At 36.2% G+C, this 15,494-nt stretch carries 16 protein-coding genes; 9 read left to right on the top strand and 7 right to left on the bottom strand.

Going from position 1 to position 15,494, the window contains the following annotated elements:
• The first annotated feature begins 31 nt into the window (after positions 1-31).
• Complete coding sequence (locus K2F26_RS09260) at positions 32-1,342, top strand: condensation domain-containing protein (protein WP_220611224.1); 1,311 nt, start codon at positions 32-34, stop codon at positions 1,340-1,342.
• A 121-nt stretch (positions 1,343-1,463) separates the two neighbouring features.
• A complete protein-coding gene (locus K2F26_RS09255; protein ID WP_220611223.1) occupies positions 1,464-2,561 on the top strand; it encodes a glycosyltransferase family 4 protein in 1,098 nt (365 codons plus the stop codon).
• A gap of 66 nt (positions 2,562-2,627) precedes the next feature.
• Here K2F26_RS09255 and K2F26_RS09250 read toward each other — a convergent pair whose 3' ends face one another.
• Positions 2,628-3,425, bottom strand: coding sequence for a TIGR01548 family HAD-type hydrolase (locus K2F26_RS09250; RefSeq protein ID WP_220611222.1), 798 nt, complete (start codon positions 3,423-3,425; stop codon positions 2,628-2,630).
• A gap of 372 nt (positions 3,426-3,797) precedes the next feature.
• Between K2F26_RS09250 and K2F26_RS09245 the strand changes: the two genes are divergently transcribed.
• On the top strand, positions 3,798-4,409 hold the full coding sequence (locus K2F26_RS09245; protein ID WP_246605567.1) for a hypothetical protein: 612 nt from the start codon (positions 3,798-3,800) through the stop codon (positions 4,407-4,409).
• Between the two features lie 267 nt (positions 4,410-4,676).
• Here the strand turns inward: K2F26_RS09245 and K2F26_RS09240 are convergent, their stop codons facing one another.
• Entirely contained in the window at positions 4,677-5,489 is an 813-nt protein-coding gene (locus K2F26_RS09240; protein WP_194054091.1) for a DUF8623 domain-containing protein, read from the bottom strand.
• A 547-nt stretch (positions 5,490-6,036) separates the two neighbouring features.
• Here K2F26_RS09240 and murG point away from each other — a divergent pair.
• The gene (gene murG / locus K2F26_RS09235; protein WP_220611221.1) at positions 6,037-7,113 is read left to right on the top strand and encodes an undecaprenyldiphospho-muramoylpentapeptide beta-N-acetylglucosaminyltransferase; all 1,077 of its coding nucleotides are present in this window, start codon (positions 6,037-6,039) and stop codon (positions 7,111-7,113) included.
• Positions 7,114-7,304: 191 nt separating this feature from the next.
• Here the strand turns inward: murG and K2F26_RS09230 are convergent, their stop codons facing one another.
• A complete protein-coding gene (locus K2F26_RS09230; protein ID WP_220611220.1) occupies positions 7,305-8,135 on the bottom strand; it encodes a squalene/phytoene synthase family protein in 831 nt (276 codons plus the stop codon).
• 480 nt (positions 8,136-8,615) lie between these two features.
• Here K2F26_RS09230 and modA point away from each other — a divergent pair, with 480 nt between their 5' ends.
• Entirely contained in the window at positions 8,616-9,362 is a 747-nt protein-coding gene (modA, locus tag K2F26_RS09225) for a molybdate ABC transporter substrate-binding protein (protein WP_437441055.1), read from the top strand.
• A gap of 243 nt (positions 9,363-9,605) precedes the next feature.
• Here the strand turns inward: modA and K2F26_RS09220 are convergent, their stop codons facing one another.
• On the bottom strand, positions 9,606-10,067 hold the full coding sequence (locus tag K2F26_RS09220) for a phosphate-starvation-inducible PsiE family protein (protein ID WP_220611219.1): 462 nt from the start codon (positions 10,065-10,067) through the stop codon (positions 9,606-9,608).
• Between the two features lie 367 nt (positions 10,068-10,434).
• Between K2F26_RS09220 and K2F26_RS09215 the strand changes: the two genes are divergently transcribed.
• The 4 genes from K2F26_RS09215 (at position 10,435) to K2F26_RS09200 (ending at position 12,834) form a co-directional block, all read left to right on the top strand.
• Positions 10,435-10,617: a DUF2283 domain-containing protein gene (locus K2F26_RS09215; protein WP_246605566.1), complete on the top strand. Its 183-nt coding sequence runs from the start codon at positions 10,435-10,437 to the stop codon at positions 10,615-10,617.
• A gap of 35 nt (positions 10,618-10,652) precedes the next feature.
• Entirely contained in the window at positions 10,653-12,086 is a 1,434-nt protein-coding gene (locus tag K2F26_RS09210) for a protein kinase domain-containing protein (RefSeq protein WP_220611218.1), read from the top strand.
• Between the two features lie 92 nt (positions 12,087-12,178).
• Positions 12,179-12,433 (top strand): hypothetical protein, encoded by a 255-nt coding sequence (locus tag K2F26_RS09205; RefSeq protein WP_220611217.1) that lies wholly within the window; start codon positions 12,179-12,181, stop codon positions 12,431-12,433.
• Positions 12,421-12,834, top strand: coding sequence for a putative toxin-antitoxin system toxin component, PIN family (locus K2F26_RS09200; protein WP_220611216.1), 414 nt, complete (start codon positions 12,421-12,423; stop codon positions 12,832-12,834). The genes K2F26_RS09205 and K2F26_RS09200 overlap by 13 nt, the downstream gene beginning before the upstream one ends.
• Positions 12,835-12,856: 22 nt before the next feature.
• Here K2F26_RS09200 and K2F26_RS09195 read toward each other — a convergent pair whose 3' ends face one another.
• From K2F26_RS09195 to sppA, 3 genes are all read right to left on the bottom strand, one after another.
• Positions 12,857-13,381, bottom strand: coding sequence for a GNAT family N-acetyltransferase (locus K2F26_RS09195; protein ID WP_220611215.1), 525 nt, complete (start codon positions 13,379-13,381; stop codon positions 12,857-12,859).
• A gap of 286 nt (positions 13,382-13,667) precedes the next feature.
• Positions 13,668-14,081 carry a chorismate mutase gene (gene aroH / locus K2F26_RS09190; RefSeq protein WP_246605565.1) on the bottom strand — a complete coding sequence of 138 codons (414 nt, stop codon included), beginning with the start codon at positions 14,079-14,081 and terminating at the stop codon, positions 13,668-13,670.
• A 94-nt stretch (positions 14,082-14,175) separates the two neighbouring features.
• Entirely contained in the window at positions 14,176-14,997 is an 822-nt protein-coding gene (gene sppA / locus K2F26_RS09185; RefSeq protein ID WP_194054085.1) for a signal peptide peptidase SppA, read from the bottom strand.
• Positions 14,998-15,494 lie beyond the last annotated feature (497 nt).

Below are 15,494 nucleotides of genomic sequence, written 5' to 3'. Positions count from 1 at the left end.
TGAACAACAAAAAAATCAAGTCAAATAATTTATGAAATCAATCTCTAGAAAACTGGGTTTAGTTGAAAAGTGGATGGAACTAGGCCACGAGTTAGGGAGTGGACTAATTGTAAATATTGCGGAAATAGAAGGAGATGTAAAGCCTGAGATTGTTCAACAAGCACTTAAATTAGTTCAAAAACGTCATCCCATGCTGCAAGTTTATATTGTGGAAACTGAAGATGGGATGTATTTTCAATCTGAGGGAATAACAGAAATTCCCCTACAAGTGATTTATCAAAAACATGAAAACGAAGGATGGAAAATAGCAGAGAAAGAACTACATACAAAATTTCCTCCAGGTAAAATTCCTCTTTGTCGTCTAACTCTGTTGTATTCCCCAGAAAATCAAACTACCTGTCAAATGATTATCACATTCCATCATGGTATTGTTGATGGGATATCCTGTATGCAGTTTATTAATGACTTACTGCTTTATTGTCAAAAAATTGTAGCTGGTGAAAATATACCACAGGTAGAATCACTGGAATTAATGCCAGCTATAGAAAACCTAGTTAATTATGACCTTATCCCAGAAGCAGAAATTACAAAAACTTCAGTTAATGAACAAATTAACCTCGAACCACAATTAATTATTGAAGGTAAAGCATCTGCAAATGAACGGTTTAGTAAAATCTTGCCACGAAACCTGAGTCAAGATATGACTAAGATGCTAATTACCAAATGTAAACAAGAGGAAACCACTGTTCATGGTGCTATTTGTGCAGCAATGTTATTTGCTTTTAGAAAATTACTCAATGCAAAAGAACAGATCAATTTATCTTACGGGTTGCCTGTAAATTTAAGAAAATCTTGTCAACCTGAGATTAATACCCAAAATTTAGGTTGTTTTATCTCTGTGCTTGGCTTTAATCAGCTAGTTGGTAAAAATACATCTTTTTGGGATTTAGCCAGAAAATGTAAATCAAAAATACATAATTCTTTGATTAGTGGTATACCATTAAATTTGCTAAAACAGAACAGATTTCGCAGTCCTGATAGAGAGTTGATGGCTAAATCTGTAATTAGCAAAGAGGACAAAATGGGAAGAAACAATGCTTTTGCAATTTCCAATAGAGGTAAATTCCAATTTGAATATAAACAAGAGCAAATAAAAATCAAAGACTTATATTTTGCTACAGGTCAACATCTTGGTGGTGATTGTTTTTGGTTGGGAGTTGTTACATTAAATGATCAGATATTTTTCAGCTTTGTTTATGTAGATCCTGTCATAAGTGATCAAACAGCAAATAAATTTGCTGATTATGTTATTCATATCTTACATAATTCATGCACCAAATAATTTTTAACTTTTGAAAATTCAAATAAGTAATTTTAATTAATTAAATGTACGAGAATCTAAATCAGATTTTAGGTTTTAATATACAATCATATTAATGTCATTTGAGCAACAGATAAACAATATGGATTGGGACAATAACTCAATAGTAATTTATTCCAATTTTCCCTTTCATCTAGAAGATTGGTCTCCTATTTCAATTAATCAAGGTATAGGAGGAAGTGAAGAAGCGATAATTTATTTAAGTCAAGAATTAACAAAGTTAGGCTATCAAGTCACAGTATTTAACAGATGCGGTGACATGGAAGGAGAATATAACGGAGTAGTTTATAATTCTGTTGATAAATTCAACCCAGAAGATAATTTTAATGTCTTCATTTGTCATCGTGCATGGACTCAACCGATGCAAATGAAAATCAAGGCTAAAAAAACTGCAATTTGGATGCACGATAACCCGAAATTATTTCCAGAGATTGCAGAATCCCAACGTGCAGAATTTCTCAGAAGTTTTGATAAGCTGTTTATGCTATCCAACTTCCATAAAGCGATGTTACCAGATTGGATACCAGAAGATAAGATATTTTTAACAACCAATGGTATTAATTTAGATGATTTTAACTTAACAGGAATTAAGAGAAATCCTAAAAGATTAATTTATATCAGTGATTATACAAGGGGTATTGAACATTTACTCAATCAATGGGATCTAGTATTAACAGAAGTTCTTGATGCTGAACTTCATCTTTTCTATGGTTGGCAAGTTGTTGATGCTTTAATTAATTCACTATTAATTCATAAGCTTCCAAATTTACCTGCACAAAAGCAAAAATTATTGTCACTTTTCCAGAAAAAAAATGTTTATGAACATGGCAGAATTGGACATAAACAACTAATCAAGGAATTATTTCAATCGGGTATTTGGGTTTATCCTTGTCATACACCGGAAACCTTTTGTATAAGTGCTTGGAAAGCGCAAGCTGCCGGTTGTGTTCCTGTAGTGACAACTTTTGCTGGTTTAAATGAAACTGTGAAATCAGGAATTAGAATACCTGGACCTGCGGGAGATGAGGAAACTAATAATACTTTTGTGGCAGCAGTCATAGACTTATTAAAAAATCCCGAAAAACAGGAAACTCTCAGACAAGAAGCGTTATCTTTGAGAGATTCCTTTGGTTGGGATAAAGTCGCTAAACAATGGCATGAAGATTTTATCTTAGCTTAAAAAATTTAGCCTAAAAAAAGTGTGTGCATAAGCTATGCTAACGCACCTAAAAACCCTATTTCACAACTACTTTGCAAATATTTCCCACCCCAAAATTTCCTCCGGTGTCAATTCCTGCACATTACTAAATACTACCTTTGCACCTGCATTAATCAAAGTCTCAGTATAAGCATCCCGACGTTCACCAGTAGTTTGAACATGAGGTGGTAAAACTCCCACACCCACCCAAGTACGATAATTATCTAAACTTCTAGCTTTTTCTACCGTGTGCATATCTGCAACCGTATCACCCACATAAATCACAGTTTGTTTTTTCTCACCACCATTTTCTAATAAATCAATAGTTGCAAATAATCCTGTCGGATCTGGTTTACCTGGTGCATCTTCCATCGCAATTAAAACCGGAGATTTTAAACCCAAACGTCGTTCTAAAATATAACTTGCAGAACCGCGAGTAGCACCACTAAAAAATCCCCAACCAATACCCACTTGTGTTAGTGTTTCTAAATAACTAGCTTGTAATAATAAAGGTTCATTACAAATATAACCATTCCAATTTACCGGATCTGTTCCGCGATAACGAGATTGAAAATAGACAACTATATCTTCATAATTTAATGCTAATTCTTCTCTATTTTTTCCCTGACTAACAAAGTAACGGTAAATTAATTCTTGAGAACCTTCCCAATCATTATTCCAAATTCCCTCAGATTTGAGATGATCAATATCTACATCTGTGGGACGATAAGCTTGATGAGTAAAATGCTCTACAGTATCTGCTAAAGCGCGACGATAAGAACCGCTAACATCACGAATTACACCATCAATATCGAAAACGATCATTATATTGGTTTGTTTAGTCATAGTCACAGGTAATAGGTGTTTTTTAGAGTTTAGACCCAATTCACCATAGATTTTAATAGATTCAGAGGTATGAGACAAAAAAAATTTTGCCTTTGAAGTCTGCAACTGGAGAAGATATCAGTGGGGAGCATTGCTGTCTGTATCAGGACTTTCACCCACAAATTTCAGATTAGCTATAGGATGGTATGAGTGGGGATCACCAAGGTTTATCCTCCTGTAGCTAGAGAAAAGGTTAAAACTTTATGCCGTAAATTCCAGCAGTCTAAGTACAACAAAATCTGTATTCTTGTCAGAACTAGACATAGGGGGTACAAGCCCTGGTATCATAGTTAAACAGGAATAAAAATTACACAATTACGGAGGTGCATCTCTATGCTTAGAGGTAACACGAAAAAACAATTAACCTATTCTCCTCAAAGTCAATTAGCCTATTTTCATAGGAAAAAATTTAGCTATTACCCGGAAAAAAAATACACCTATTACCCTCAAAAAAAAGTCAGCTATTACCCGGAAAAAAAATACACCTATTACCATTTAATTGCTGTATTTATAACCGGTTTGATAGGAGGATGGACAATCAATAATCTTGATCACAATTATCATTACCAAAGTTTACTTGATTCACCAGCTTTAGAGTCTGCAAAACTAAAAACACCAGCCGTTGTCAAAGTTCCTGCTTTCATGATCAAAATAGACAAACAAACAGCCTTCAATTCTGTCTGGAATCTGCCACAAGTACAACGCAAAGCCAAAGAGATTGAAAGTCTTTCTCAAGGCAGTATTCGTGTGTCCGCACTTGTTGAAAGTTCTCCTACTACCGATAGACCTTTTTATATAGTGAGAGTGTTTGAAAATCATCCAGATAAAACTACCAGTCCGGTTTATTGGTTTAAAGTTTCCAGTTTTAGCGGTGTTATTGAACCTTTGGATTTAGTGGAGAACGAATACATAGCTTTGGAAAAATGGAATCCTGATGGACGGTAATAGTTTAAGCTTGGTCATGTCTTAAATAACGAATCGGTAATCTTTTTGATTTTTCTCTAGTCTCTACTCCTGGCATTTTGTTTTTTTTAACTATTTTAATCAAACAAACTTTGACCAGAAAAATATCTTAAATAGGACTTTGAACTTGTTGCTGATTTAAGTCAATGGAGAAAGGTGAAGGGCAAAATTGTCTTAACGAAGGCAGAAGGCAAGAAGCAGTATCTTATTCTCCCCAATCACCAATCACCTTTTCCCCAATCACCAATCCTATTTTTTCACAACTTTGAGACGCTGAGTAATCATTGTCATGCCATCATTACGCAGAATGACCGCAGAAATCCATTGTTGTCCAGGGGTAGATGGTGCAGTTCCGGTTTTAAATAGTCCTCCAGCAGAGAGTAACTCTAAATTTACTGGTGTGGGGTTGAGATATTTGCTGGGTTGGATGGTTTCTTCCATAGCACTTCCCAATAGGAAATCATTACCTAATGGTTCTTGGACAATAGCATCAAAGCTATATTTCTGACCAACTTTTACCTGTTGTGGTAATTTAATTTCTACTTGGGGTGGTTTGTTGCCGGAGGTAAGCTGGGTGCGTTCGGATAAAATCTCTTGGTGCAGAATTTTTGTACCTGCAATGCGCTGACGGGATGTAATGGTAGCATTGAGAGCTAGATTATTACTGTTAGAAGATGGTAAACCTGTGATTGTGGTGACTGTTTCTGCAATGATGGTGTTACCTTCTTTTTTCCAAGATTGTAGCCTTGTACTGTATCGTAGTTGAGGATATCGCTGCCAGAAAGATTTTAAAGCTTGTTCCATTGTTTGGCGGTTTAATCCATCGCCATGAGTGAATTTGGGGCTGTAAAATTGCATTACGCCTTTAATATCACCCCGACTAGAGGCTGTGTCAATTTGTGTGAGGAGGTTTTTTAGTGCTGGGGGTACATTTTCCGGTTGAGCAGCTTGAGCAATTTGCCCATTACTGGTTAAATTCAGTGTCAGTAGGCAGGACAACAGGGAAATACTGCCAGTTAATGTTTTGTTGTGGTTCATTAATAAAGCAATAATATTAGTCATTGATTATAGTTTACTGATTTACTCACAGAAGGTCAGGAATTTACAGCAGGAGTCAGGAGTCGTAGGGGCGAAGTAGGGGCGAAGTAGGGGCGAAGCATTCGGAAAATAGCCTGGTCAGAAAATTGATAATTTGTTGCCCGAATGCTTCGCCCTTACAGGAAGATAACCTTTTCCTAAAATTGATAATTTGTTGCCCGAATGCTGATGCTTCCAGCACGCTTCGCGAACGCCCTTACAGGAGTCAGGAGTCAGGAGTCAGGAGTAAAACTCTATTTATGTCTAGGTTGCAAATGAGATTCTGTACTTCATTGATATGTAATCTGCTGTATTTATCAACAACCGCATGAAGTAGAATGTTTGGCGCTACCTTGATTGTAATGGATATGTTAAAAGTAAGGCGGTTTCATTGTTAAATGGTTGTCAGTAGTGGTGACAGCTATCACTATGCTAATCAAGGTTTTTGCAGTTTTGTTAATTCGGATGACTCCGGGTAAATTAATTGCATAACTATGATATATTTCGATGGTTTTAGGAAATATAGGTTTCAATGCCAAACGCACGGTTAAAATTACTCATAGCTGCTAGTGGGACTGGTGGACATTTGTTTCCGGCGATCGCATTAGCTGATAAATTACAAGAATATGAAATTGAATGGCTTGGTGTCCCCAATAGACTGGAAACTCAGCTTGTACCTAGCCAATATCCTTTGCATACCATCGCTGTGGAAGGGTTTCAACGGGGTTTAAGTCTTGCCTCTGTGGGTATCTTGTTTAAACTCATTGGTGGAATTTTACAGGTGAGACGCATTCTTAAACAAGGGAATTTCCACGGATTATTTACTACTGGCGGTTATATTGCTGGTCCTGCGGTGATTGCGGCTCGTTCTTTGGGTTTACCTGTGATTTTTCATGAATCTAATGCTTTACCTGGTAAGGTGACACGATTTTTTGGACCTTGGTGCAGTGCTGTGGCTGTGGGTTTTGATGTGGCTGCTAAGTATTTACCTGGTGCTAAAACTGTCTGTGTGGGTACTCCTGTGCGATCGCAATTTTTGGCTGAGGAAATTGCAGAAAGTTTAGATTTACCTATCCCTGATGGTGCGCCTTTAATTGTGGTTTTTGGCGGTAGTCAAGGTGCGGTAGCGGTGAATCAATTAGTGCGCCAGTCTGCTCCGGCTTGGTTTGAAGCTGGTGCTTATATTGTACATTTAACAGGCGATCGAGATCCAGCGGCGGATAGTCTGCAACATTCCCAGTATATATCATTACCATTTTACGATAATATGGCGGCTTTGTTACGACGGGCTAATTTAGCTATTAGTCGTTCTGGTGCGGGGAGTTTAACCGAGTTGGCGGTGTGTGGTACTCCAGCAATTTTAATTCCTTATCCTTTTGCAGCGGAAAATCATCAATCTTTTAATGCAGCGGTGTTTACTGAGGTTGGTGCGGCGTTGAGTTTTCAGCAGTCTGAGTTGACAGCGGAAATTTTGCAAAAGCAGGTTTTAGATTTGTTGCAATCTCCAGCAGATTTAACAAAGATGGGAGAGAAAGCAAAAGCGATCGCAACTCCTGATAGTGCTGATAAGTTGGCTGCTTTGGTGCGGGAAATGTTGTTTAATAATTGACAATTGACAATTGAGAATTGTCAATTATCAATTGATAAAAAGTTGATTAAATTTAACGGGAGCATCCCAAATGTGTAAGTTTATTTTTTTGATTGAACCGCAAAGGACACAAAGTACACAAAGGTAAGAGGGTTTGAGAGAGTTTTTGGTGTAGCGGCGGTTATTTTTTCTTGCATTGGGATGCTGCCAATTTAACCAGCTATGACATTGACATCCAGGAAATTTTCAATCAAAGCATAAACATCACTACGGCTGAGTTTTTCTTTACCATTGGCTAACGCCTCCAGTGTACCGTGAGCTAAGGCCAAAGGAATTTGACAGAATTGCAAAGCAGGTCCTGTCGGTAGAGAGTTAGTATAAATATCAGCCAAAGCCAGATTACGACGTGCGTATTTTTGCAAATGCTCATGATGCCAACCCTGGGGAAAAAAGTCTACACCACGGGTTAAATCTTCAGCGTTATTACGTAAAATATTTACAGCTTGTAAACCTCTACCAAAAGCGATCGCCTGAGTGCGGTTAGTTTCTGTGCCATCGTACCATGACCATAAATCTGAGAGTAACAAGCCCACCGCACCTGCCACCCCAAATGTGTAACGATCTAAATCAGATTCGGTTTCTATTTTCCAATTTCTTTCTGCCCAATATGCCATCCTATCAGCCATTGCTGCTGTTGCATCCCAAATGCGAGGGGCAATACTCTCAGGTGCTAGTATTGACCATTCTCTCACCCGTAGACTCACTTCTGCTAAAGAATTTTCGTAACCTTTCAATCCTACAGCAAAAGCATCCACCGCAAAACCATCAACCCCAGCTTGCAATGTTTGACTAATGTTGCGTAACAGATGCGCTTTTGTAGCATTATCTAATTCTGGATGATCTTCAATTTCATCAATGGCACGCATACACAGATAGGCTGATGCTACAGCTTCTTGCAACCCTGACGGTAAAATACTGATGGGTATATAAAAAGTTCGACTGGTTTCTTTGAGGATTTGCAAGGCATCTTGGCGTAAATCCATTATTTCACTCCTCTGTTGATTTTCACACCATACCGGAATTTTGGATTTTTTGATGATACTGGATTTAGTTTCTACTCCCAAATCTGAAAAACTATCTCGTATTTATCTAAAAATTAGTAATTTATGGTATCGCAATTAACAAAAATCTCAAATCTAGCAAATTCTAGTTTAGTATATCGGGTTTTGGGAATAAACACCTGATGTTTTCCTGGGTAATTTATGTTTATTTCAGTAATAAAAATTACTAAATTTCATAATTAATATTTAAGTCAGCAATCAAAAACCATACAAATTGTATTTAAACATACATTTTTCCTCACTGGAGATATGTCAAGATTTACCAACTTAGATGGTAAAAATTTGGTAACATTGCCAATACTCCACGGAGTGTCAATTATTATGAAAGAAAATTTCTCAAAAACACTTTTTTCCGTGAAAAGAAGACAATTAATGATATTAATTACTACAGCATTAACCACAATGCTGATAGCAATTGGTATACCAACCCTGACTTCCGCCCCTGTAGTAGCACAGTCTAATACCAACTTACTGGTATCTGCGGCTGCAAGCATGAAAGATGTATTGGCAGAAATTAAACCTCTATACCAACAAAGTCAGCCAAACGTTAGCATTACTTATAACTTTGGTGCTTCTGGTGCGTTGCAACGACAAATAGAACAAGGTGCGCCAGTGGATGTTTTTATATCTGCGGCCAAAAAACAAGTAGATGCTTTAGAACAGAAAAATCTTTTAGTTTCTGGTAGTCGTACCGTCATTGCTAAAAATCGTTTGGTTTTGGTTGTACCAGGTAATGTTTCTGGTATTAGTAGTTTTTACAATCTCAAAGATGCAAGAGTCAAAAAGATTGCTATTGGTGAACCGAGAAGTGTACCCGCAGGGCAATATGCACAACAAGTATTACAACAATTAAAAATTTGGGATCAGATAAAATCAAAACTGGTTTTTGCTAATAACGTGCGTCAAGTTTTAGCATCTGTAGAAAGTGGAAATGCGGAAGCGGGTTTAGTGTATTCTACCGATGCCAAAATATCTAATAAAGTCAAAGTTGTAGTTGCGGCTGACGAAAAATATCATTCTCCAATTATTTATCCCTTAGCCATACTCAAACGCAGTAAAAACATTGATGCAGCTAAAAATTTCTCTCAGTTTTTAGCTAGTGATAAAGCTAAAGCTGTATTCAAAAAATATGGGTTTATTCTGCCTTAACTATCTTTGTAAGCATTCAGCTAAAACTCCTTTTCAGGCTAATTTTTCAGGATTCTGAGGGGAGACTGATACCAAAAATCAATTTATAGTTCATCGCTGAAAATGCTTATAAATCCCAGATAATAGCTGATTACTGACGGATGAATACTTACCTATCGCTGAAATTAAATTCCTGTATTTCTCAATCAAATCCTGTGGGGTGGGCATCTTGCCCGCCCTAATTATTTGAAGTACATAAAATCTTTAATCTTCACTCATTTTTTCACTAATTTTGACGTTTCCCAATAACTTATTTATCCAAGGACTAGCAATGAAAATTCCCGCTAGTACCAACAAAAATACAGAAATTCCAAAAATTTGGTCACGGGGAATTTCTAAAACACCACGTAAAATTATTTCCCTTAATGCAGAAACAATAGTAATTTCTACCGCAGCACCTACAGAAATACTATGTTCTTGCAAATAATCAACCAAAAGCCTAAATAATTCCACAAGTATCAAGATAAACAAAATATCAGATGTTACTTCCCGCAAATCTAATGGATGCAAAAAGGAGATGAACATATCTCCTAATCGAATTAGCATCACACAAAATAAACCTACGCAAAGAGAAATAACAATAACGTCTTGGAAAAGTTCTAAATTACGGACAATTCTATCACGTTTAAACCAACTATTTACTTCTACAAGTATGCGTTTTGGCATAGTCGCTACAGTATATTTATTTTTATGGGTGGTAAAAAGTAATCTTAAATTAAAATCCAAATTTACAATGTTTATCGAGAGCATTAATAAACTTTTATGAATTATTTCCGCCCAACTCAATCAGCAGACAATAACAGAAAATAGCTACGAAAGAGATTATAGCTTAGAAGCTTTTTACAGAACTAGCAAAATTGATAAATACTGGAGCGAATCATGAAAATTACTTATGACTCAGAAATTGACGTTTTAAGAATTATCTTTAAGTAATCTCATATCTTGCACCTCTCCGTACAAACCTATATGACTTAAAAAGATACGCCATAAGACTACCTTATTTTTATTGGTTTTAAACGGTAAATCAAGGTTTTTGGAATTATACGGTGTAATAAAATTACATCAAATTTTGTTGGTGCAAGATGTCAGTAATGCAGAAATTGAAGAAAGTGATGAAGAAAAACCAGGAATCATTTTAGACTATGACAAAGTTGGAAATATTATAGGAATTGAAATCATAGTTTACACATCAGATAGGATTGCTATATGCTTATAATTGGTAAGTATCAAAAACCTATCCTGTAGCAGTGCATGAGTTACTGTATCAATCCTAACTGTCCCAAACCGCAAAACCCCAAACAACCCTTATTTTGTCACGCTTGTGGTTCTGAGTTACTTTTAGAGGGGTGTTATCGAGTCATTCGTCCTTTGGGTGGTGGTGGTTTCGGTAAAACCTATGAAGTGGAAGACTCTGGTACAAAGAAAGTTCTCAAGGTTCTGTTTAATACAGTTCCTAAAGCAGTGGAACTATTTCAGCAAGAAGCAGAAGTTTTAAAACGACTCAACCATCCCGGTATTCCGAAAGTTGAATCAGATGGTTACTTTATTTATTCTCCTAGAGATAGTAAAGAACCCCTGCATTGTTTGGTGATGGAAAAAATTGAGGGAATGAACTTAGAAGAATACATGATTCAACGTAACCATCAACCCATCGGTGAACGTGCTGCTGTAAGATGGTTGAAACAGATAGTTGAAATTTTACAACAAGTCCATCAACAAAATTATTTTCATCGAGATATTAAGCCACCTAATATTATGTTACGCCCAGATGGGCAGTTAGTATTAATTGATTTTGGGACAGCGCGGGAAGTTACACAAACTTTCATGCAAAAAGTAGCAGGACAGCAAGTTACAGGAATTATTTCTGCGGGTTATACACCATCGGAACAAGTAAATGGTAAAGCTGTTCCGCAATCAGATTTTTTTGCTTTGGGGCGAACTTTTGTTTATTTGTTAACAGGTAAGTCTCTTGATAAATTTAATGAAGATGCACGAAATGGAAAGTTAAATTGGCGAGATGATGTTACAGGTATTTCCCAAAAGTTGTTAGATTTAATTGATGATTTAATATCTCCATTTCCGGGAAATCGCCCTAAAGATACACAGGAGATTTTGCATAAATTATCGGAGTTTGAAACTTCTTCACCGACATTTCAAACCTCTAATTCTTCTAGTCAATCTTCTAATTCTGTTGCTAATGCTCAAACAGTAGCATCTACATCTGGAGCAGTTAATCAAGTAGCAACTTCTTATACATATCCATTTTGGAGGCGCATTATATCTTCTGTCATTGATTTAGTAATTTCTATTTTGATTGGTTTTATTCTATACCAATTAGCATATATTATAGGTCACACCTGTGGATACTATGATATTTGTTTAAAACTTGCAGCAACTATATTTTTGGGTGGTTCTATCATCTTTAATTGGCTTTATTTTGTATTATTTGAAAGCTCTGGTAAACAATCAACTTTTGGAAAAAGAATATTTCAAATAGTTGTTACTAATACAAAGGGTAGTCAGATTTCTTTTTGGCGTGCTACTTGGAGATTTATAGTTAAACTCTTGTTGACTTTATTTACTTTTGGTTTACTAGATTTAATTTTTGTCCTCTTTAATAAAAATAATCGTTCTTTACATGATATCTTAGCTGGTACTATGGTGATTAAAAAACCATCTCCATAATTGCAAAATATTTATTTTTAGTGCGTTACCCTATCCCTAATAAACCCTACTAAAGTCTTTATTGTTGTAAAATATAAGAGGAGGTAATGATTATGCCAAATCTGACATTAAGCGATCAACAACTAATTGAATTAGTCAAGCAACTACCATCAGAAAAGCAAGCGGAGTTGTGTGAATATTTGTTGTTAAATAAGTGGGGTGGGTTAGATAAGTTTACCAAGGATGGTGAACATCATCTTCGTCTTGCAGCATGGAAAAGGGGTAAAAATTGGGATGGAATGGATGAAGAAGAACGCAGCGATTTTATAGACGACATTGTACATGAAGATAGACTATGCTGCCAATAGTTGTTTTTGATACTAACATCCTCATCTCTACTGTTTTGTCGCGTCGAGGTACTCCTTCTCGTTGTCTTCAACTTGCGAAAGAAGCTAAGATCATTTCCGTGACTTGTCAAGAAATACTTGATGAGTTAGAAGAAAAACTTCAGAACAAATTTGCTTATTCTTTAGCAGGTTCTCAAGATGAAATTCAAGAAGTGTTAAAATATTCGCAACTGGTAAGAATCAGCAATACTTTAAATGTCATCACTAATGATCCTGACGATAATATGGTTTTAGAATGTGCTGTTTTGGGGAATGCAACTCATATTGTTACAGGTGATAAAAAACATTTGTTACCTTTAGGTAATTATCAAGGTATTGCTATTGTTACAGCAGCAGATTTTCTCAATTTGATATCTACCTAAATTCTTGGTTATTTCCTATCTTTTAAATTTCATAACTCATAATATAATCATCCATCACAAACCCACCGCCAAAATCTATTACCTTACTCTCCATAATCTTAAACCCAAATCGAGTATAAGCTTTAATTCCTTTTTCATTCCTTTTATTAACATTGAGTATAATTTGCTGCAAATTCATTTCTTTAGCTTTTTGACAAACATGAGATAACATTATTTGTCCATAACCAAACCCATGCAGTGCAGGTAATAAATAACATTTATGTAATTTAAAATAATTAATATTATTAATATTATCCTTGACTTCCGCACAATAAGATAAATAACCAACTATTTGATTATCTTTAACGACTTTATCGTAAAATATTCCTAACTGATAAACTTCTTTTTCAATTATTTCAAGAGCATACATTTTATCTAACATATACTCTATTTGTTCAATACTGATAACACCGGGATAGTGACTACACCAAATTTCTCGACTAACTTTGATCAGTTCTTCAAAATCAGTATCTAATAATTTCTCAATTTTGATTGTTAAATTATTCATATATGGAAAGTTACAGGAAACAGGTGACAGGTGAGAGAATTTTGGATTTTGGATTTTGGATTTTGGATTGTTTTGTCATCTCCAATCGTCAGGATTCAGGATACAGAATACAGGATTGAGAACGAATTAGGGTTTTTGAGTCATTGGTTGTTGATGAAAAAACTTCCTTCTGTGGATTCCTGCTACACACAATTATTCTGACTCCTGAAGTCTTACCTCCAATCTAAAATCTAAAATCTAAAATCTAAAATTCTTCTGACTCCTGACTCCTAAATTCTGCTATATTTTAAACTTTAGTTTCTACCGATTGCTGAGAAGTTTGTAAAGTTTGCGGTAAACCCCAGTCAGGGCGCAACTTAGCCGCTTGACGCAAATAAATATGGTGGACAGGTGCGGAAGTTGGCAAATAGGCATGAATTAAAAAGCGAATACAACGCTGTAAACTGCCTTCGACGTGCATTTGTTGGACATCCAACATAGCTACACTATCCCATAAAGGACGACGGCGGGCGATCGCTGCTGGAAAAATAGCATCTAAGTCACGGGTGACAGAAAAAGTAACACTCAAAATCTCTGTTGGTTCTAGTTTATTCCGTCGTTCCAGTTCATTAATTAATTCTGTCACCGCTTCTGTAATTGCTTCTACGCTATTTTCGGCAACGGTTGTTGCACCACGAATTGCCCGCATTTGCCATTCCACTTCCAAAGTCCTCCTGAATTAGTCATGAGTTATTAGTCACTAGTCATTAGTCATCAGTACACAGACTGGTAACTAGTGACTATTGACAATTAATCTACGGTCTATATAACCACAAGGGTAAACCACTTGTAGACATTTCAAATTCCAGCCAATCAATTCCAGCCGCAATTTGTGATTTCGACTGACTACTACCTGGTAGAACTCGACTCAATAATGGTTTACGTTCTTCTAGCGTATAACAAGGAGTTTTTTCTGGATCAAGTCCGACTAATTCCGCTGTCCACCGTCGTGCATCTTCTTCTGTTCCCAAACGGTCTACAACCCCTAATTCTAAGGCTTGTTCTCCGGTGAAAATGCGCCCATCAGCGAAATTTTTAACTGTTTCTACCTCCAAGGAACGAGCTTCAGCTACTGTTTTGACAAACTGGTGATAGCTGACATCTATCAATTCTTGCAGGATGTTTTCTTCTGGTTCTGTCAGTTCCCTGTCAAAAGATAAAATATCTTTATAAGGTCCAGACTTGATCACCTTAAAGGAAACACCTACTTTTTCTAACAGACGTTCTAAGTTATTTCCCCGCAAAATCACGCCAATACTACCTGTAATTGTGCCTGGGTTAGCCATAATGTGTTCCGCTCCCATGCCAATATAAACGCCTCCAGAAGCCGATATATTGCCAAAACTAGCCACAATTTTGGTTTTTTTGCTCAATTGCTTCAGGGCGCTGTATATTTCTTGGGAATCTCCTACAGTACCGCCAGGACTGTCAATACGTAACAGTAAAGCGGGAAATTTCTTCTCTTCTACTGTTTTTAGGGCTTCTAATACCCGTTTGCGGGTAGCACTGGCGATCGCACCAGTTATTTCAATCCGAGCAATTTGTTTACGAAACTTGGGTTTAAACGGCCAGATCATGAGTAATCTAATCAGTTATTAATAAATTTAATATATAGCAGTCGTTAGGGTAATTAGGACAATCTTAAATTCTGGGATCTTTGCAAGACAAGAGTTTTCAAAAGCTGACTGCTAACTACCTCCTACTAACTCCTATGTCAAGAACTTCCATCTAGCAAGTATGAAGCTATTTAAATTTTAAGGAAATTTTTAGATTTGGTTTATAGTGTTGTTTGCTATATTTCTTAATAAAGGAATATTTCTTTAAATGTCCAATTCTCAACCACATTCTGTACTGGTTTGTTGAGTGATTGTCAAAAATCACCATTTCCAAAACAAAATCCAAGTGGGTAAAGGTACACCAATTATACAGTCGCTAATATACACATATTTTTTTACAGCACAATTTAACAGCACAAACCAGAGTCATTAATCAACTGTTAGCTAATGACCAGCACAGACTTACTTACAAAAAATCACAGCAATAATTGAGCTATGCCAAAAAATAGTTAAAGTCA

This window comes from Sphaerospermopsis torques-reginae ITEP-024 (assembly GCF_019598945.1).
In the GTDB taxonomy this organism is placed as follows: domain Bacteria; phylum Cyanobacteriota; class Cyanobacteriia; order Cyanobacteriales; family Nostocaceae; genus Sphaerospermopsis.
Note: the sequence above shows the minus strand (reverse complement) of the source record. Positions and strands in the feature narration are given on the sequence as shown.